The following is a 16421-nucleotide window of genomic DNA, read 5'->3' as shown; positions in this document are numbered from 1 at the left end:
TCCCTACGCTCAAGGAGCCTGTCATGACTTCGAACCCGCTGCCACCCGCTGCAAAAAATCCCACGCTGAAACGGGCATTATTGGGCGATATGATGCAAACCGTCGGCATCTTGCCGATATTGATCCTGATCGTCGCCGTTTTCGGCTTTGTTGCACCGAATTTCTTTACCGATGCCAACCTGCTGAATATTGCCCGGCAGGCGTCGATTAATATTGTGCTGGCGGCGGGTATGACCTTCATCATCCTGACTGGCGGTATCGATCTTTCTGTCGGCTCGATGCTGGGCACCACGGCGGTGGTGGCGATGGCGGTTTCACTGATGCCGGGCCTGTCCGGGCTGTCGATCCCGCTGGCGCTGCTGGCCGGTTTGGGCATGGGGCTGTTTAACGGTTTTCTGGTGGCCTACGCCGGTTTGCCACCCTTTATTGTCACGCTGGGGACCTATACCGCACTGCGCGGCGCGGCTTATCTGCTGGCCGACGGCACTACCATCATCAATTCCGATATCAGTTTCGAATGGATCGGTAACTCGTATCTGGGGCCGATCCCCTGGCTGGTGATTATCGCCTTTGCGGTGATCGCGCTGTGCTGGTTCATTCTGCGCCGCACTACGCTGGGGGTTCATATCTATGCCGTGGGCGGCAACATGCAGGCGGCACGCCTGACCGGGATCAAGGTTGGCGCGGTGCTGCTGTTCGTCTATGGCATGAGCGGTTTGCTGTCAGGGCTGGGGGGAATAATGAGTGCCTCACGGCTGTACAGCGCCAACGGCAACCTTGGCATGGGCTATGAGCTGGATGCGATTGCTGCGGTGATCCTCGGCGGCACCAGCTTTGTCGGCGGCATTGGCACCATTACCGGCACGCTGGTCGGGGCGCTGATTATCGCCACCCTGAACAACGGCATGACGCTGATGGGCGTCTCTTATTTCTGGCAGTTGGTGATCAAAGGGGCGGTGATCATCATAGCTGTGCTAATCGACAAGTACCGCACCCGCAATTACCAGCACTAGCTTACCCGTCGTCTTTCAAGCCGCAGCGTTGTTACCTGCACTAGCCCACCCCAGTTACTTAACTTTAGTAAGCGCCTGGGGATGAACTAGCTGGGCGCCTAGCTGCAACTTGAAATTCATAGGGTAAGGTTGAGTGATAAAGAAAGGTTGGCGCCCACCGGGGCAGGTTTTTCGTAGATCGGAAAATAATGAGGAAAACACTATGCGTTTCAAGCCATTGATTACCGCTTTGCTGGTTACTGCCGCGCTCGGCAGTGCCTCGTTGGTGCAGGCAAAAGAGTTGAAATCGATTGGGGTGACGGTGGGCGATTTGGCCAACCCGTTCTTTGTCCAGATCACCAAGGGCGCAGAAATGAAAGCGCGCGAGTTGGCCGGCGATAAGGTCAATGTAACGCTGGTATCGAGTGGTTACGATCTCGGCCAACAGGTGGCGCAGATCGACAACTTTATCGCTGCCAAGGTCGATATGATCATCCTGAACGCCGCAGATTCCAAGGGGATCGGCCCGGCGGTAAAACGCGCCAAGGATGCCGGTATCGTGGTAGTGGCGGTTGACGTGGCGGCCGAAGGCGCCGATGCCACTATCACCTCGGATAACACCCAGGCCGGTGCCATGGCCTGTAAATACATCAGCGACCGCCTGAAAGAGAAAGGCAACGTGGTGATCATCAACGGGCCACCGGTGTCTGCGGTACAAAACCGGGTCGAAGGCTGCATGACCGAACTGAAGAAACACCCGGAGATCAAGCTGCTGTCCTATAACCAAAACGCCAAGGGCAGTCGTGAAGGTGGGCTGGAGATCATGACCGCGCTGTTGGCGGCCAATCCGAAGATCGACGGCGTATTTGCAATTAACGATCCTACGGCGATCGGTGCCGATCTGGCCGCCAAACAGGCGCAGCGCAGCGAGTTCTTTATCGTTGGCGTGGATGGGTCGCCGGACGGGGAAGAGGCGCTCAAGCGTGGCGGAAAATCGCTGTTTGTCGCGACGCCGGCACAGGATCCTCAGGTGATGGCGGCCAAGGCGGTCGAGATCGGTTACGACATTCTGCAGGGTAAACCTGCGCCAACCGCTCCGGTGCTGATCCCGGTAACCATGATCGATAAAAACAATATCGGCAGCTACAAAGGCTGGACGGTGAAATAACCTGTTAGTGGCGGGGCCTGTCAGACCGGCCCCCTCATTCCTCTAACGCTTCCGGAGGCACCATGAACCGTTCCGCCGTGAATCAAATTCTGCAGCAAACCCAACACTTTTTTGCCCGTTTCGACGTCCAACTGCCGCCCTTCGCCCATTTTAGCCCCTCGGCCTGGCAGCAGCTCGATCGCCAGCCCTGGCAGGAGGTGTTTGACCTGAAACTGGGTTGGGACGTCACGGCATTCGGCGATGATGACTTCGCCCGCAAGGGGCTAACGCTGTTTACCCTGCGCAACGGTTCACCCGGCGGTAAACCCTATGCCAAAAGCTATGCGGAGAAAATCATGCATTGCCGCGAAGCTCAGGTGACGCCGATGCATTTCCACTGGCGCAAGCGGGAAGACATTATCAACCGTGGCGGCGGCAACCTGATTGTTGAACTACACAACGCAGACCCTCGGGAAGGGCTGGCCGAAACCGCCGTGACCGTAACGCTGGATGGCTGCCGACAGACCCACGCCGCCGGTTCGCGTCTGCGCCTGGCGCCGGGAGAAAGCATCTGCCTCACGCCGGGTATCTATCACAGTTTCTGGGGCGAAGAGGGCTTCGGAGACGTTTTGGTAGGGGAAGTCTCGACGGTGAATGATGACGACAACGACAACCGTTTCCTGCAGCCGCTCAGCCGCTATAGCCAGATTGAAGAGGACCAGCCGCCGCAGTGGTTGCTGTGTCATGAATACTTGCGCTTTATCGCTTAAGGAGAACCAGCATGGCATTGATTTCATTGGCACAGGGGTTGGCGCAGGCTCGTCAGCACGGCTATGCGCTGGGCGCGTTCAACGTGCTCGACAGCCACTTCCTGCGTGCCTTGTTCGCTGCTGCGCAGGCGGCGCGATCGCCGTTTATTATCAATATTGCCGAAGTGCACTTTAAATACGTCTCGCTGGATTCCCTGGTGGCGGCGATTAAAAGCGAAGTGGCGCAGCACGATATCCCGGTGGTGTTGAATCTGGATCATGGCCTGCATTTCGAGGCGGTGGTGCAGGCGCTGCGGCTGGGATTCAGCTCGGTGATGTTCGACGGTTCCGGCCTGAGCTACGAAGAGAACGTGCGTCAGACGCAGGAAGTGGTACGCATGTGCCACGCGGTCGGCGTATCGGTTGAGGCTGAGCTGGGTGCGGTCGGCGGTGACGAAGGCGGCGCGCTGTACGGCGAGGCCGACAGCAATAAATTTACCGACCCGCAGCGGGCGCGCGAATTTGTCGAATTGACCGGCATTGATGCGCTGGCGGTGGCGATTGGCAATGCGCACGGCAAATATAAAGGCGAGCCGAAGCTCGATTTTGAGCGGCTGGCGGCGATCCAGCAGCAGGCGGGGATCCCGCTGGTGCTGCACGGCGGTTCCGGCATTAGCGATGCCGATTTCAAACGCGCGATCGGCCTGGGCATTCACAAAATCAATTTCTATACCGGCATGTCGCAGGCGGCGCTGGGGGCGGTGGAGCAGCGAATAACGCAGCGCCACGCGATTTACGATGAATTTGCCGAAGTGCTGCTGGCGGTGGAGCAGTCGATCAGTGAAGTGGTGCAGCAGCAAATGCATATTTTCGGCAGCGCCGGGCGGTTGTGATGACCCGGCGTGGCATTGTTTCGGCCGGTAACATGCTGGTGGATCATGTGCATCAAATTGCGCACTGGCCGCAGCCGGGCTGGCTGGTAGAGATTGAACATAGCCAGCGCGCTACCGGCGGCGCACCGCTCAATGTGCTGCTGACGCTGGCACGCATGGAGACCGGGTTACCGCTGGCGGCTCTCGGGTTGATTGGCTGCGACGCCGACGGTGACTATATCCTGCAGATGCTGGCGCAGTACCGGGTCGACAGTGGCCTGGTCAGGCGTAGCGAAACGGTGATGACCGCCATGTCGCAGGTGATGACCGAGCCGGGCGGCCAACGGACGTTCTTTCACGCGCCGGGGGCCAACCGGCAGTTGGATCTGACCGATTTTAACGAACTGCACACTGAGCATAAAATTTTCCATCTGGGTTATCTGCTGCTGCTCGACAGCCTGGATCGCCCGGACGAAGAGTTTGGCACCCGTAGCGCCCGGTTGCTGGCGCAAATGCAGCAGCGTGGTTATCAGACTTCATTGGATTTGGTGTCGCGCCAGGGCGATCCGCGCTATCGGCCGCTGGTGCTGCCGGCGCTGCGCTGGCTGGATTATCTGGTGATCAACGAGCTGGAGGCCGGTGAGTTTACTGGGCTGGCACTGCGTGCGGCCAATGGCGCGGTGCAGCCACCGTTGATGGCCCAGGCCGCAGAACAGCTATTGCTGGCCGGTGTGCGGCGGCGAGTGGTGATCCACTGCCCGGAAGGGGCATACGGACTGGAGCAAGGCGGGGAAGGGCGCTGGCAGCCGTCGTGGTGCGTCAGTGAAACCGAAATTGTCGGCAGCGTCGGTGCCGGGGATGCCTTCTGTGCCGGGGTGCTGTACGCCAGCCATGAAAGCTGGCCTTTGGCAGAGACGCTGCAATTGGCGCATGCCTGTGCGCGGTTCAATTTACTGTGCGCCAACGCGATCGATGGCGCACGCCCCTTGTCGGAACTGCAGGATTATATCAGGCGGCAGCCACCGGTTGGCTGACGTCGGCGGCGAAAACATAGCCCAGCCCGCGAATGGTGCGGATCAACTCGGGCTGATGGGGGTTGATCTCGATCTTGCGTCGCAGCCGCATGATCAACACGTCGATAGTGCGATCGAACACCTCCAGCGTTTCGCTGTGGGTCAGCTCAAGCAGGCGATCGCGGGTCAGTACTTTGCGCGCATGCTGTACCAGCGCCAGCAGCAGGCCGTATTCGCCCTGGGTCAGATCGACCGGTTGTCGCTGTGGGTTGTGCAAGGTGCAGCGGACGGTATCCAGGCACCAGCCGTTGAACTGCCAGCCTTCGGGTTTGTGCTGTCCGGCGGTGGCCGGTTCCAGCGCCAGTGCACCGGTACGGCGTAGCACCGCCTTGGCGCGGGCGACCACCACGCGTGGATTAAAGGGTTTGGCAATGTAGTCGTCGGCTCCCATTTCCAGACCGACCACTACGTCGGATTCGGAGCCCAGGCCGGTCAGCATCACCACCGGCAGATCCGGGCGCAGACGGTGGATCTGCTGCAACACCAGCAGGCCATTGGTGTCCGGCAGGATCAGGTCAAGCAGCACCAGAGCAATATCCGGTTGCTGGTTGAGTAACGTTAACGCCTCGCTGCCCCGGTGGCAGGCATGCACGGTAAACACGTGCTCATTGAGGACGTCGCAGAGCAGGTCACAAATGGCAGGGTCGTCGTCGACGATCAATACGGCAGGTTTCATCGCTGCTCTCCGGATTTTAGGATGCGGAAAATGTTATCAACAAGTTAACTGCAGTGTACCCGATGACTAATTAATAAGCGGTAGCCGGTGTGAGTCTGATGCGGAAATTGCCATCACCGTCACACTCGGCGCTGATTGAGTGATCCCGGCAACTGAATATATTAGGCTGTGGCAACGTTGTTGTGCATTGAGGAGAAAAATCGTGCGCATTGGTATCGACCTGGGTGGCACCAAAATTGAAGTGATCGCGTTGGCCAACGATGGGCAGGAACTGTTCCGCCATCGCATCGCTACGCCGCGTCATGACTATCAGCAAACGCTGGATGCGATTACCGGTCTGGTGAAATTGGCAGAAGAAAATACCGGCCAGCAAGGCTCGGTCGGCGTCGGCATTCCCGGCACGCTGTCGCCCTATACCGGGCTGGTCAAAAACGCCAACTCGGTGTGGCTCAACGGCCAACCGATGGATAAAGACCTGTCAGCGATGCTGGCGCGCGAAGTGCGTATTGCCAACGATGCCAACTGCCTGGCAGTGTCAGAAGCCACCGATGGCGCTGCGGCTGGCAAGCAAACCGTGTTTGCGGTGATTATTGGCACCGGTTGTGGCGCCGGGGTGGCGATCAACGGCCAGGCGCACTCAGGCGGCAACGGCATCTCTGGCGAGTGGGGGCATAACCCGCTGCCGTGGCTGGATGATGACGAGCTGCGTTTTCGGGCAGAGGTTCCCTGTTACTGCGGTAAGCAGGGGTGCATTGAAACCTTTATCTCCGGTACCGGCTTTGCCACCGACTATGCTCGCCTGAGCGGTAATCCGCTAAAAGGTCATGAAATCATGACGTTGGTAGCACAAGGTGATGCCCTGGCAGAGCAGGTCATCAGTCGTTACGAGCTGAGGCTGGCAAAATCGCTGGCGCACGTGATCAATATTTTTGATCCGGACGTCGTAGTGCTGGGCGGGGGGATGAGCAACGTCGATCGTCTGTATCAGCACGTACCGCAGTTGGTGAAATCCTGGGTATTCGGCGGCGAATGCGAAACCCCGATCCGCAAGGCGGTCCATGGTGACTCCAGCGGCGTGCGCGGCGCGGCCTGGCTGTGGCCGCAGCTGTAACTGTTACAAAAAAGCGCGGGCCTGCTCGCGCTTTAATCAATTCCCTGTACAAAATCTGGACTCCCCTCTATGCTTTAGCTAACTTAGCTAAGGAGATCGCGTATGCCTATTCAGGCCAATATGCACGAAGCAAAATCCAACCTGAGCCAACTGGCGGATAAAGCCGCACAGGGAGAGACCGTGATTATAGCGAAAGCAGGGAAGCCGTATGTTCAGCTTATGGCCATCAAGGGGCAAACCCGCAAGCCGGGTGCTGCCAGGGGAAAATTCACCGTACCGGACAACTTTAATGATGGCGATGCAGACATCACTGCGCTGTTTGAGGGCGACGAGTGAAACGTTTGCTGCTGGATACTCATGCGTTGTTGTGGTGGCTGATAGATGACTCCAGCCTGGGGATTAACGCCAGAAGGCAGATCGCCGATCCCGGCAATGTGGTGTATGTCAGCGCGGCCAGCATTTGGGAGATTTCGATTAAGCGGGCACTGGGCAAGCTGACACTGCCGGAGGACATCTTTGAGGTGATTGAGGCCGAAGATTTTCTGCCTTTACCGATGGTGGCCTTCCACGGTCAGCAGGCGGGCCAGTTGCCGCCGCATCATCAGGATCCTTTTGATCGCATGTTGATCGCCCAGGCGCAGGCCGAAGGGCTGACGTTGATTTCCGCCGATGCCGCTTTCCCGCAGTATGGCATCCGGGTATTTGACGCCCGGCGCTAAAGTGGGTTACCTCTCGGGTTCGCTACGCACCGGCTCTTTTTCGCCGGTGCTGCACCCCTGTTTCTCTGTCAGTACCTGGTTATTCCAGCCGGAACTGCGGCTCCAGCCGGCTGATACCGAGCCCGTTGACCTTTTTCACCTTGATTTGTACCGGAATGCGTTCTTTCATCGCTTCCACGTGGCTGATCACACCAATGGTTTTCCCGGAGGCGTTCAGGCTGTCGAGCGCATCCAGCGCGGTATCCAAAGTTTCCGCGTCCAACGTGCCAAAGCCTTCGTCGAGGAACAGCGAGTCGATACTGGTCTTGTGGCTGACCAGATCGGACAGCGCCAGTGCCAGCGCCAGGCTCACCAGGAAGCTTTCACCGCCGGACAGGGTGCGGGTATCGCGCAGCGCGTCCGCCTGCCAGGTATCTACCACCTGTAGCTCCAGCGCATCGCTGGTTTTACGTTGCAACAAATAGCGCCCGTGCAGCCGTCCCAGTTGGTTGTTTGCCAGATACACCAGGTGATCGAGCGTCAGCCCTTGGGCAAACTTACGGAATTTATCCCCTTCTTTGGAGCCGATAAGCTGATTGAGATAGCTCCAGTCGTCGTACTGGCTCTGGCTCTGGCTGATTTGCTCAAACAGCGACTGCTGATTGATGCGGCGGGCAGCATCGCTTTCCAACTGATTGCGTACTTCGCCCTGACGTAGCTGCAAGGTTTTTAATTGCTGTGCCAGCGCTGCCAGACTCTGGCTCAGGATCTGGGGATCGGTCTGGTTCTCATCCAGCTCTTCAGGGCGCTGTTGCAGATGCTGCTTCAGGCTGTCTGTGGCCTGGGCCAACAGGGCGCTGGCCTCCACCTGACGTTGTTGCAACTGCTCCTTGCGTTGCTGCAATTGTCGGCGCTGGTCGTCATCCAATAATGCGGCACTGAAGGCGGTTTCATCGCTGAATTCACTGGCGGCCAGCGCCTGCAGCCACTGTTGTTCCGCCTGCTGCAACCGCTCGGTCTGTTGCAGCAGTTGCTGCTGCAGCCCGGCAAGCTGGCCGCTTAGCCGATCGCGCTGCTCCTGGGCTTTCTGCCATTGCTCGGCCGCTTGCTGGCTGGCCTGCTCACAGGCCGTCTGCCGGGCGCGCAACTGTTCGCGCACCTGAGTAATTTGCTGCTCACCAAACAGGGCCAGCCGCTGCGCCCGTTGCTCGCCCAGGGCTTGTTCACCTTCCTGCCACTGTTGCTGCAGGCGCTGCTGTTGCAACTGGGCCTCTGCGTGGCTTTTCTCCAGCAGGATGTAACGCTCGTCCAGCCGCGCTTTCTCTTGTTGCGCCTGCTGCTGTTGTGTTTGCAGTGCGGCTAATTGGTCTTTGGCCAGCTGCACGGCGTGCGAGGCCTGTTCGTGTTGCAGCAGGGCGGCCTGACCCTGACGTTCTTCGCTGTCGCAGGCGTTCAGCCACTGGCTCAGGCGGTCGGCGTCTTGCAGGGTAAAGTCAAATGCCAGCGGCTTGGTTAAGCGTTGCCAGTTTTGCTGGTGCTCAACTACTTGCTGCTCATCTTGCGCGACAGCTTTTTGTTGTCGCTGCAACTGCTGTTGCAGGTTGTCGAAACGTGCCCGTAGCTCGATGCCTTGCTTATGGAATGTTTCGGTCTGGATTTTCATATTTTCCAGACGTAATGCTGTTTCTGACAGTTTTATCGCCTGATATTGTTCCACTGCTGGGTGTTCGCATGAACCGCATAATGGGCAGGGTTCGTTAGCTTGCAGGTGGGCGCGTTCAGCTTCCAGACTGACTATACGTTGTTCCAGCTCGTGTGCTTTTTCAACGTCGGTTTGATGGGCTTTTTGTTGTTTATATTGTTGGCGAGCCAGTTCCAATTGTGGCGCTAACTGAGTTAGCTCGTTTTGGCCGACGTTTAACTCTTTACGCTGCTGCTCCAGACGTTCACTGACCTGGCTAAACAGGGAAGATAGGGTAAATAACTGCTGGCGAACCGGGCGCAGCTCGGCCAGTTCGGTCTGACGCTGGCGCAGTGCCGCCAGGGGCGACTGGGCTTCCAGCGTATTTTGTTGTTGCAGCTGCGCCGTTAACGCGGCGGTGAGGCCGTTAAGTTTTTCCTGATGCTGCCCGGCCTGTGCGGTCAACTGGCTTCGCTGAACCTCGAGTTGTTCCAGCGCTGTTTTTTGCTGGGCATACTGCTGTGCGGCGCTATCGCACGCCTGTTGCAGTTCGGCCTGGGTTTTCTGTAACTGGGCAATCTGGTTATCGAGCGGGACGACTTGCTCGTCGATCAACCGCTGTTGTGCCTGCTGCTGTTCAACATGTGCCTGCAGTTGCGCACGGGCTTGCTCCATTGCCTGCTGCAACGGCGCCATCAGGGCTAGCTGTTGCTCCTGCTGCTGCGTTAATTGGCTTATCTGTTGTTGCAGCACCTGTTGATCGCTGCGGCAGCGGCTACGTTCGTTAAGCAACGGCCGCAGTTTTTCTGCCGGCTCGCTGCGTGCCAACTGCTGCAGTTGCGGTTCGGCCGCCGCCTGTTCCTGCTGCGCCGCGTTCAGTTGGCGTTGGTATTCCTGTTGTTTTTGTTGAGTTTGTTGCCACTGTTGCAACCAGTTCAGCGCCTGCTGCTGCTGGCGGGCCTGTTCGCCAAGGGTATTTTCCTGCGTCCCCAGCTCAACCAACTGGCTCTCCAGCTGCTGACGCTGTTCGTCATTGAGCAGTTCAATGCCGCTGGCGCGTTGATGCAGCGCATCCAAATCGGCCTTGGCCTGCTTATGCTGTTCGAAAACCCGCTCGGAAAGCTGGCCGTAGATCTCGGTGCCGGTCAGCTCTTCCAGCAGTTCGGCGCGGTCATTGGCATCGGCATTGAGGAAGGCGGCGAACTGCCCCTGGGATAACATCATAGATTTGGTGAAGCGGCCGAAGTCCAATCCGGTGATCGCGGCGGTCATATCCAGCTTGTCGCGCACCTTGTCCGCCAGAATTTTTCCATCGTCACGCAGCGCCAGCTCCACTTTCGGTGCCTGCAGGTTGCCGTCCGGGGCATTTTTGGCACGGCGCTGGCTCCAGAAGGCGCGGTAGCCGACCCCTTTAACTTCAAATTCGACCTCAGCCAGCGATTCGGCGGTGTGGCGTGTCATCAACTCGTTCTGGCTCGGCGTGACGTTAAGGCGCGGCGTCTGGTGGTACAGCGCCAGGCAGATAGCGTCCAGCAGGGTAGTTTTTCCCGCGCCGGTAGGGCCGGTGATGGCGAATAACCCATTGCTGGCAAAGGGCTCGGCGGTGAAGTCGATTTTCCATTCGCCCTGCAGGGAATTGAGGTTTTTTAATCTCAGGCTGAGGATTTTCATTGGCTCGGCTCCTGGTCGTTGTGCCGCACCGACTCAACCACCTGCTGGAACATTTGGCTCATTCGTTGCCGACGTTGTTCGGCCATTTCAGGCTCCTGCGCCAGCCGCCGCTCGAACACCTCGTTGACGCTCAGTTCGTTGAGCGTTTCCTTGTCCTGCTGTTCAATGGCCTGACGCCGCTGTTCTTTGCTGCGGCGCAGCAGCACCACTTCTACCGGCAGTTGATCGGCCAGTAACTGGATGCGGCGCTGAATGTCGCTGAGGTAGTCCTGTGTTGCCACTTCAATGTCCAGCCACACCGGTAATTCCCCCTGATAATCGGCGAACTGCTGCAATTGTTGCTCGATTTGCGCCAAATCACCCTTGATAAGCTGCATCGGTTGAAAGCTGGGGATCTCCAGCGCGGTGACCTGTTGCAGAGCGCCCACGCTGAAATCCACCATAAACACGCTTTTGGCTTTACCCAACTCGTCAAAACTGAGTGGGATTGGCGAGCCGCTGTAGCGAATATGTTCGGATTTGGCGACGTTCTGCGCGCGGTGAATATGCCCCAGCGCGATGTAGTCGGCCAGCGGAAAGGCCTGCGCCGGGAAGGCGTCCAGCGTGCCGATGTAGATATCGCGTACCGAATCGGAGGTGGTGACGCCCACGGTGGTCAGATGGCCGGTGGCAACAATCGGCAAGGGTAAGCCCAGCTCATCACGGCGTGCACAGGCCGCCTGATACAGCTTTTGATAATGGTCGGCGATAGCCTCTTGCAGTGCCTGCTGTTTTTGCACCCCGGACTCACCGGCGCGGCTGGTGAGCAGATCGCGTGGGCGCAGGAAAGGGATGGCACAAAGTACCGCACCCGGCTGACCGTCGCGCTGATTCAACACCAGAATTTGTTGTTCGGTTTCGCTCTGCGCGTTGGCAATCACGGTGGTATTCAGGCAGGAAAGCAATTCGCGCGATTCATTCAAAGTGGCCACGGAGTCGTGGTTGCCGCCCAGCACCACCAACTGGCAGCCGGTGCGCTGCAGTTCCACCACGAAACGGTTATACAGCTCGCGGGCATAGCTTGGCGGCGAGCCGGTATCGAACAGGTCCCCGGCGACGATCAGCGCATCCACCTGCTGTTGCTCGATTTGCTCAATCAGCCAGCGCAGAAAAGCCTGATGTTCGGCGGCGCGGCTTTTGGTGAAAAAATACTGGCCAAGATGCCAGTCAGAGGTGTGGATCAGGCGCATGACACTCCCGGGGCGATAGGGTAATGGCGGGGATTATAAAGGGAATATGATGTTTCTGCGTGATTAGAAATAGTCGCTATGCTTACTGCCTGTAACAGACAGGTTTTTTCAAGGCTATTTATTTCATAAATCTGTCACAAAACTGACGCATAATGGCGCCCGCAATCAACTGTGATCGCTAACACATTGGCAGGATTGACGATGGCAAGACGCATACTGGTGGTGGAAGACGAAGCGCCGATCCGTGAGATGGTGTGCTTTGTGTTGGAACAGAATGGTTACCAACCGTTGGAAGCTGAGGATTATGACAGCGCAGTGACGCGCCTGTCTGAGCCGTTCCCTGATTTAGTGTTGCTCGACTGGATGTTACCCGGGGGTTCCGGCATTCAGTTTATTAAACATATGAAGCGTGAAGCGATGACCCGCGATATTCCGGTGATGATGCTGACCGCTCGCGGTGAAGAAGAAGACCGTGTCCGTGGCCTGGAAGTCGGGGCGGATGATTACATCACCAAACCCTTCTCGCCGAAGGAGCTGGTGGCGCGTATCAAGGCGGTAATGCGCCGCATTTCACCGATGGCGGTGGAAGAAGTGATTGAAATGCAAGGGCTGAGCCTGGATCCTTCTTCACACCGGGTGATGGCCAACGAGCAGGCGCTGGATATGGGGCCGACCGAGTTCAAATTGCTGCACTTCTTTATGACTCATCCAGAGCGTGTTTATAGCCGCGAACAGTTGCTTAATCACGTCTGGGGCACTAACGTTTATGTGGAAGACCGCACCGTTGACGTGCATATCCGTCGGCTCCGTAAGGCGTTAGAGACCAGTGGTCATGACAAAATGGTTCAAACCGTTCGGGGCACCGGCTACCGATTCTCAACGCGCTACTGATCGCGACGCGCTGGAGAATATGCCGTGCTAGAACGTCTATCCTGGAAGAGGCTGGCCCTGGAGCTGGCCCTTTTCTGCTTGCCTGCCTTACTGCTGGGGCTGATTTTCGGCTATCTGCCCTGGCTGCTGCTGGCCTCCGTGCTGGCGGCGCTGGTATGGAATTTCTACAACCAACTCAAACTTTCCCACTGGCTGTGGGTTGACCGCAGCATGACGCCGCCACCCGGGCGCTGGAGCTGGGAACCGCTGTTTTACGGCCTGTATCAGATGCAGCAGCGTAATCGCCGTCGGCGGCGTGAACTGGCGCTGTTGATCAAACGCTTCCGCAGCGGCGCGGAATCGCTGCCCGATGCGGTAGTGATGACCACCGTCGAGGGCAATATCTTCTGGTGTAACGGTTTGGCGCAGCATCTGCTGGGTTTCCGCTGGCCGGAAGACAATGGTCAGCACATCCTTAACCTGCTGCGTTATCCGGAGTTCAGCCATTATCTGCAACAGCAGGAGTTCACCCGGCCGTTGACGCTGCAGTTGAACAATGAGCACTATGTCGAATTCCGCGTGATGCCTTATTCCGAAGGGCAATTGCTGATGGTGGCGCGTGACGTCACCCAAATGCGCCAGCTGGAAGGCGCGCGACGCAACTTCTTCGCCAACGTCAGCCATGAACTACGTACTCCGCTCACGGTGTTGCAGGGTTATCTGGAGATGATGAGCGACGAAGAGCTGGATGGCTCGCTGCGCGGCAAAGCGCTGGGCACCATGCAAGAACAGACCCGGCGTATGGATGGGCTGGTCAAACAGCTGCTGACGCTTTCGCGGATTGAGGCGGCACCTAACGTCGATATGAACGAACGGGTGGATATCCCGCTGATGTTGAGGGTGTTGCAACGCGAAGCGCAGTCGCTGAGCGGCGGTAACCATGAGATTAGCTTCCGGGTGAACGAACAGCTCAAGGTGTTCGGCAACGACGACCAACTGCGCAGCGCGGTATCAAACCTGGTGTACAACGCCGTCAATCACACGCCAAAGGGCACCAATATTGAGGTGAGCTGGCAGCAGACGCCAAACGGTGCACAGTTCCAGGTCAGCGATAATGGACCGGGCATCGCCGCCGAGCATATTCCGCGCCTGACCGAACGCTTCTATCGCGTAGATAAAGCCCGTTCACGCCAGACCGGCGGCAGTGGGCTGGGGCTGGCGATCGTCAAGCATGCGCTCAGCCATCATGACGCGCGGCTGGAGATCCTCAGTGAGCAGGGCATTGGCACCCGATTCATCTTTACCTTGCCTAACCGGTTGATTGTTCCCGCAGCTTTGTCAGAGAATGCGGTGAAAAATTAACGCGCGAGAGGCTGGTATGATCCGAATGACCCGAGGGCTGTTGCTTTGCCTGGCGCTGCTGGCGAGCCGTGGCGCGTTGGCGCAGCCGGACGGCATGTTGTCCGGCAACCTGTCGAGCGTCGGCTCCGATACGCTGGCGAATCTGATGGCGCTATGGGCACAGGACTTCAGCCAGCATTATCCCAACGTTAATTTGCAGATCCAGGCCGCGGGCTCCTCAACTGCGCCGACCGCTTTGGCTGCGGGGGCCGCGCAACTGGGGCCGATGAGCCGACCGATGAAGGCGGCGGAAGTGTCGGCATTCGAACACCGCTATGGCTATGCGCCGCTGGCAGTGCCGGTCGCCGTCGATGCGCTGGTGGTGCTGGTCCATCAGGACAACCCGCTAGGCGGTCTTAATCTGCAGCAGCTTGACCGAATCTTCTCCGCTACCCTGCGCTGTGGTGAAAACCAGCCGGTGACGCGTTGGGGGGAATTGGGGCTGAAAGGCGATTGGCAGCAGCGTGCGCTGCAACGCTTTGGGCGTAATTCGGCATCCGGCACCTATGGCTATTTCAAACTGCGTGCGCTGTGTGGCGGTGACTTTATGCCACGGGTCAATGAGCTGCCAGGTTCTGCCTCGGTGGTGCAGGCGGTGGCCGGTTCGCTGAACAGTATCGGTTACGCCAGCATTGGTTTTCGCGCCAGCGGCGTGCGACTTTTGCCCCTGGCCGAGTCCGGCGAGAAGTATGTCGTCCCCAACGACGTCAACGTGCGCAACGGTAGCTATCCATTGTCGCGCTACCTGTATATTTACATTAACAAAGCGCCCAACCAGCCGTTGGAGCCGCTGACCGCCGCATTTCTCGATCGCGTGCTTTCCGACACCGGGCAAAACCTGGTCAACCATGACGGCTACCTGCCGCTGCCTTCTGCTACTTTGCAGAAAACCCGCCAGGCGCTGGGTCTGCAATAAATTACCCTCGGGGCGTTGATTCGCCCTCAACATGAATTTCTCTCACTACCGATGAAATTTCTTCTATTGCTGCCCGGCAGTCGCTATGACAGGATGCTTTCTATCTATTTAGACGTCCGGATGTCCATAATAACCTGGCGTAATAATTCAAACTGTCAATTACTGCGGTAAAGGCCCGATCTTTTACCTGCTACCGGGAGTCATAATATGTGCGATTGCAACCACGCTTTTCACGCTGACGTTGTCGGCAGTCTGTTGCGCCCCGCAGCGCTGAAAACCGCTCGTCAACAGTTTCAACAAGGCGAAATTGACGCTTCTGAGCTGCGGGCGGTTGAGGATGAGCAGATCCGTCTGGCCGTGGCCAAACAGCAAGAACTCGGCCTGGCAGTGGTGACTGACGGCGAATTCCGCCGGGCGTGGTGGCACTTTGATTTTCTGGAAGGGCTGGATGGCGTGGAAGGTTATGACGCGGAACAGGGGATCCAGTTCAACGGCGTGCAAACCCGGGCGCGCAGCATCAAGGTGGTCGGCAAACTGGGCTTTAACCCACAGCATCCGATGTTGGCAGATTTCCGCTTCCTGAAGGCGATCGCCGGCGATACGGTGCCGAAAATGACCATTCCAAGCCCGAGCGTGCTGCACTTTCGCGGTGGGCGCAAGGCCATCGACAGTCAGGTCTACCCGGATCTGGACGCCTATTTCAACGATCTGGCCCAAACCTATCGCGATGCGATCAAGGCATTTTATGATGCCGGTTGCCGCTACCTGCAGCTGGATGACACCGTCTGGGCCTACCTGTGTTCAGACGATCAACGCCGGCAGATCCGCGAGCGCGGAGAGGATCCGGATCGTCTGGCGCGTATTTACGCCGACGTGTTGAATGCGGCGATCGCCGACAAGCCGGACGATCTGACTATTGGGCTGCACGTTTGCCGCGGCAACTTCCGCTCCACCTGGATCTCCGAAGGTGGCTATGAGCCGGTGGCGGAAATTCTGTTTGGGCAGGTGAATATCGACGCTTTCTTCCTGGAGTATGACAATGAACGCTCCGGTGGGTTTGAGCCGCTGCGTTTTATTAAACCAGGTAAACAGCAGGTGGTACTGGGGCTGATTACTACTAAAAATGGCGAACTGGAGAACCCCGAACGGGTGAAACAGCGTCTTGAGGAGGCCGCGCAATTTGTCGACCACAGCCAACTTTGCCTCAGCACCCAGTGCGGTTTTGCCTCGACCGAGGAGGGCAACAGCCTGAGTGAATCACAGCAGTGGAATAAACTGCAAAGCGTGGTGAATATCGCCCGGCAGGTTTGGTAAGGGCGGGAAACTCGTTCAGAC

General features: G+C 57.9%; 15 protein-coding genes. 12 read left to right on the top strand and 3 right to left on the bottom strand.

Annotation, left to right across the window (positions count from 1 at the left end; genetic code table 11):
• The first annotated feature begins 23 nt into the window (after positions 1-23).
• The 5 genes from FCL49_RS09795 (at position 24) to FCL49_RS09775 (ending at position 4794) form a co-directional block, all read left to right on the top strand.
• Complete coding sequence (locus tag FCL49_RS09795) at positions 24-1013, top strand: ABC transporter permease subunit (RefSeq protein WP_174353344.1); 990 nt, start codon at positions 24-26, stop codon at positions 1011-1013.
• Positions 1014-1215: 202 nt separating this feature from the next.
• Positions 1216-2160: an ABC transporter substrate-binding protein gene (locus FCL49_RS09790; RefSeq protein ID WP_012005472.1), complete on the top strand. Its 945-nt coding sequence runs from the start codon at positions 1216-1218 to the stop codon at positions 2158-2160.
• 62 nt (positions 2161-2222) lie between these two features.
• Entirely contained in the window at positions 2223-2909 is a 687-nt protein-coding gene (locus FCL49_RS09785) for a D-lyxose/D-mannose isomerase (protein ID WP_174353343.1), read from the top strand.
• Between the two features lie 11 nt (positions 2910-2920).
• Positions 2921-3781 carry a ketose 1,6-bisphosphate aldolase gene (locus tag FCL49_RS09780; protein WP_174353342.1) on the top strand — a complete coding sequence of 287 codons (861 nt, stop codon included), beginning with the start codon at positions 2921-2923 and terminating at the stop codon, positions 3779-3781.
• Positions 3778-4794 (top strand): carbohydrate kinase family protein, encoded by a 1017-nt coding sequence (locus FCL49_RS09775; protein ID WP_174353341.1) that lies wholly within the window; start codon positions 3778-3780, stop codon positions 4792-4794. Before FCL49_RS09780 ends, FCL49_RS09775 begins: the two co-directional genes overlap by 4 nt.
• Here FCL49_RS09775 and FCL49_RS09770 read toward each other — a convergent pair.
• Positions 4769-5509 (bottom strand): response regulator, encoded by a 741-nt coding sequence (locus tag FCL49_RS09770; RefSeq protein ID WP_174353340.1) that lies wholly within the window; start codon positions 5507-5509, stop codon positions 4769-4771. The two genes, FCL49_RS09775 and FCL49_RS09770, sit on opposite strands and share 26 nt — an antisense overlap.
• A gap of 202 nt (positions 5510-5711) precedes the next feature.
• Here FCL49_RS09770 and mak point away from each other — a divergent pair, with 202 nt between their 5' ends.
• The 3 genes from mak (at position 5712) to FCL49_RS09755 (ending at position 7339) form a co-directional block, all read left to right on the top strand.
• On the top strand, positions 5712-6620 hold the full coding sequence (mak, locus tag FCL49_RS09765) for a fructokinase (protein WP_174353339.1): 909 nt from the start codon (positions 5712-5714) through the stop codon (positions 6618-6620).
• A 102-nt stretch (positions 6621-6722) separates the two neighbouring features.
• Positions 6723-6956, top strand: coding sequence for a type II toxin-antitoxin system Phd/YefM family antitoxin (locus FCL49_RS09760; RefSeq protein ID WP_174353338.1), 234 nt, complete (start codon positions 6723-6725; stop codon positions 6954-6956).
• A complete protein-coding gene (locus tag FCL49_RS09755; protein WP_174353337.1) occupies positions 6953-7339 on the top strand; it encodes a type II toxin-antitoxin system VapC family toxin in 387 nt (128 codons plus the stop codon). The genes FCL49_RS09760 and FCL49_RS09755 overlap by 4 nt, the downstream gene beginning before the upstream one ends.
• Before the next feature lie 79 nt (positions 7340-7418).
• Here FCL49_RS09755 and sbcC read toward each other — a convergent pair whose 3' ends face one another.
• Both sbcC and sbcD read right to left on the bottom strand, forming a co-directional pair.
• On the bottom strand, positions 7419-10670 hold the full coding sequence (sbcC, locus tag FCL49_RS09750) for an exonuclease subunit SbcC (RefSeq protein WP_174353336.1): 3252 nt from the start codon (positions 10668-10670) through the stop codon (positions 7419-7421).
• Positions 10667-11899 (bottom strand): exonuclease subunit SbcD, encoded by a 1233-nt coding sequence (sbcD, locus tag FCL49_RS09745; protein WP_174353335.1) that lies wholly within the window; start codon positions 11897-11899, stop codon positions 10667-10669. Before sbcD ends, sbcC begins: the two co-directional genes overlap by 4 nt.
• Positions 11900-12100: 201 nt before the next feature.
• Here sbcD and phoB point away from each other — a divergent pair, with 201 nt between their 5' ends.
• The 4 genes from phoB to FCL49_RS09725 all read left to right on the top strand — a co-directional run bounded on the left by phoB (position 12101) and on the right by FCL49_RS09725 (position 16400).
• Positions 12101-12790 carry a phosphate response regulator transcription factor PhoB gene (phoB, locus tag FCL49_RS09740; RefSeq protein WP_012005482.1) on the top strand — a complete coding sequence of 230 codons (690 nt, stop codon included), beginning with the start codon at positions 12101-12103 and terminating at the stop codon, positions 12788-12790.
• A gap of 24 nt (positions 12791-12814) precedes the next feature.
• Positions 12815-14131, top strand: a complete 1317-nt coding sequence (gene phoR / locus FCL49_RS09735; RefSeq protein ID WP_174353334.1) for a phosphate regulon sensor histidine kinase PhoR — start codon at positions 12815-12817, stop codon at positions 14129-14131.
• A gap of 16 nt (positions 14132-14147) precedes the next feature.
• Positions 14148-15086 (top strand): PstS family phosphate ABC transporter substrate-binding protein, encoded by a 939-nt coding sequence (locus tag FCL49_RS09730; protein ID WP_174353333.1) that lies wholly within the window; start codon positions 14148-14150, stop codon positions 15084-15086.
• 207 nt (positions 15087-15293) lie between these two features.
• Complete coding sequence (locus tag FCL49_RS09725; RefSeq protein WP_174353332.1) at positions 15294-16400, top strand: cobalamin-independent methionine synthase II family protein; 1107 nt, start codon at positions 15294-15296, stop codon at positions 16398-16400.
• Positions 16401-16421: the final 21 nt, after the last annotated feature.

Source organism: Serratia proteamaculans (genome assembly GCF_013337185.1).
In the GTDB taxonomy this organism is placed as follows: domain Bacteria; phylum Pseudomonadota; class Gammaproteobacteria; order Enterobacterales; family Enterobacteriaceae; genus Serratia; species Serratia proteamaculans_D.
Note: the sequence above shows the minus strand (reverse complement) of the source record. Positions and strands in the feature narration are given on the sequence as shown.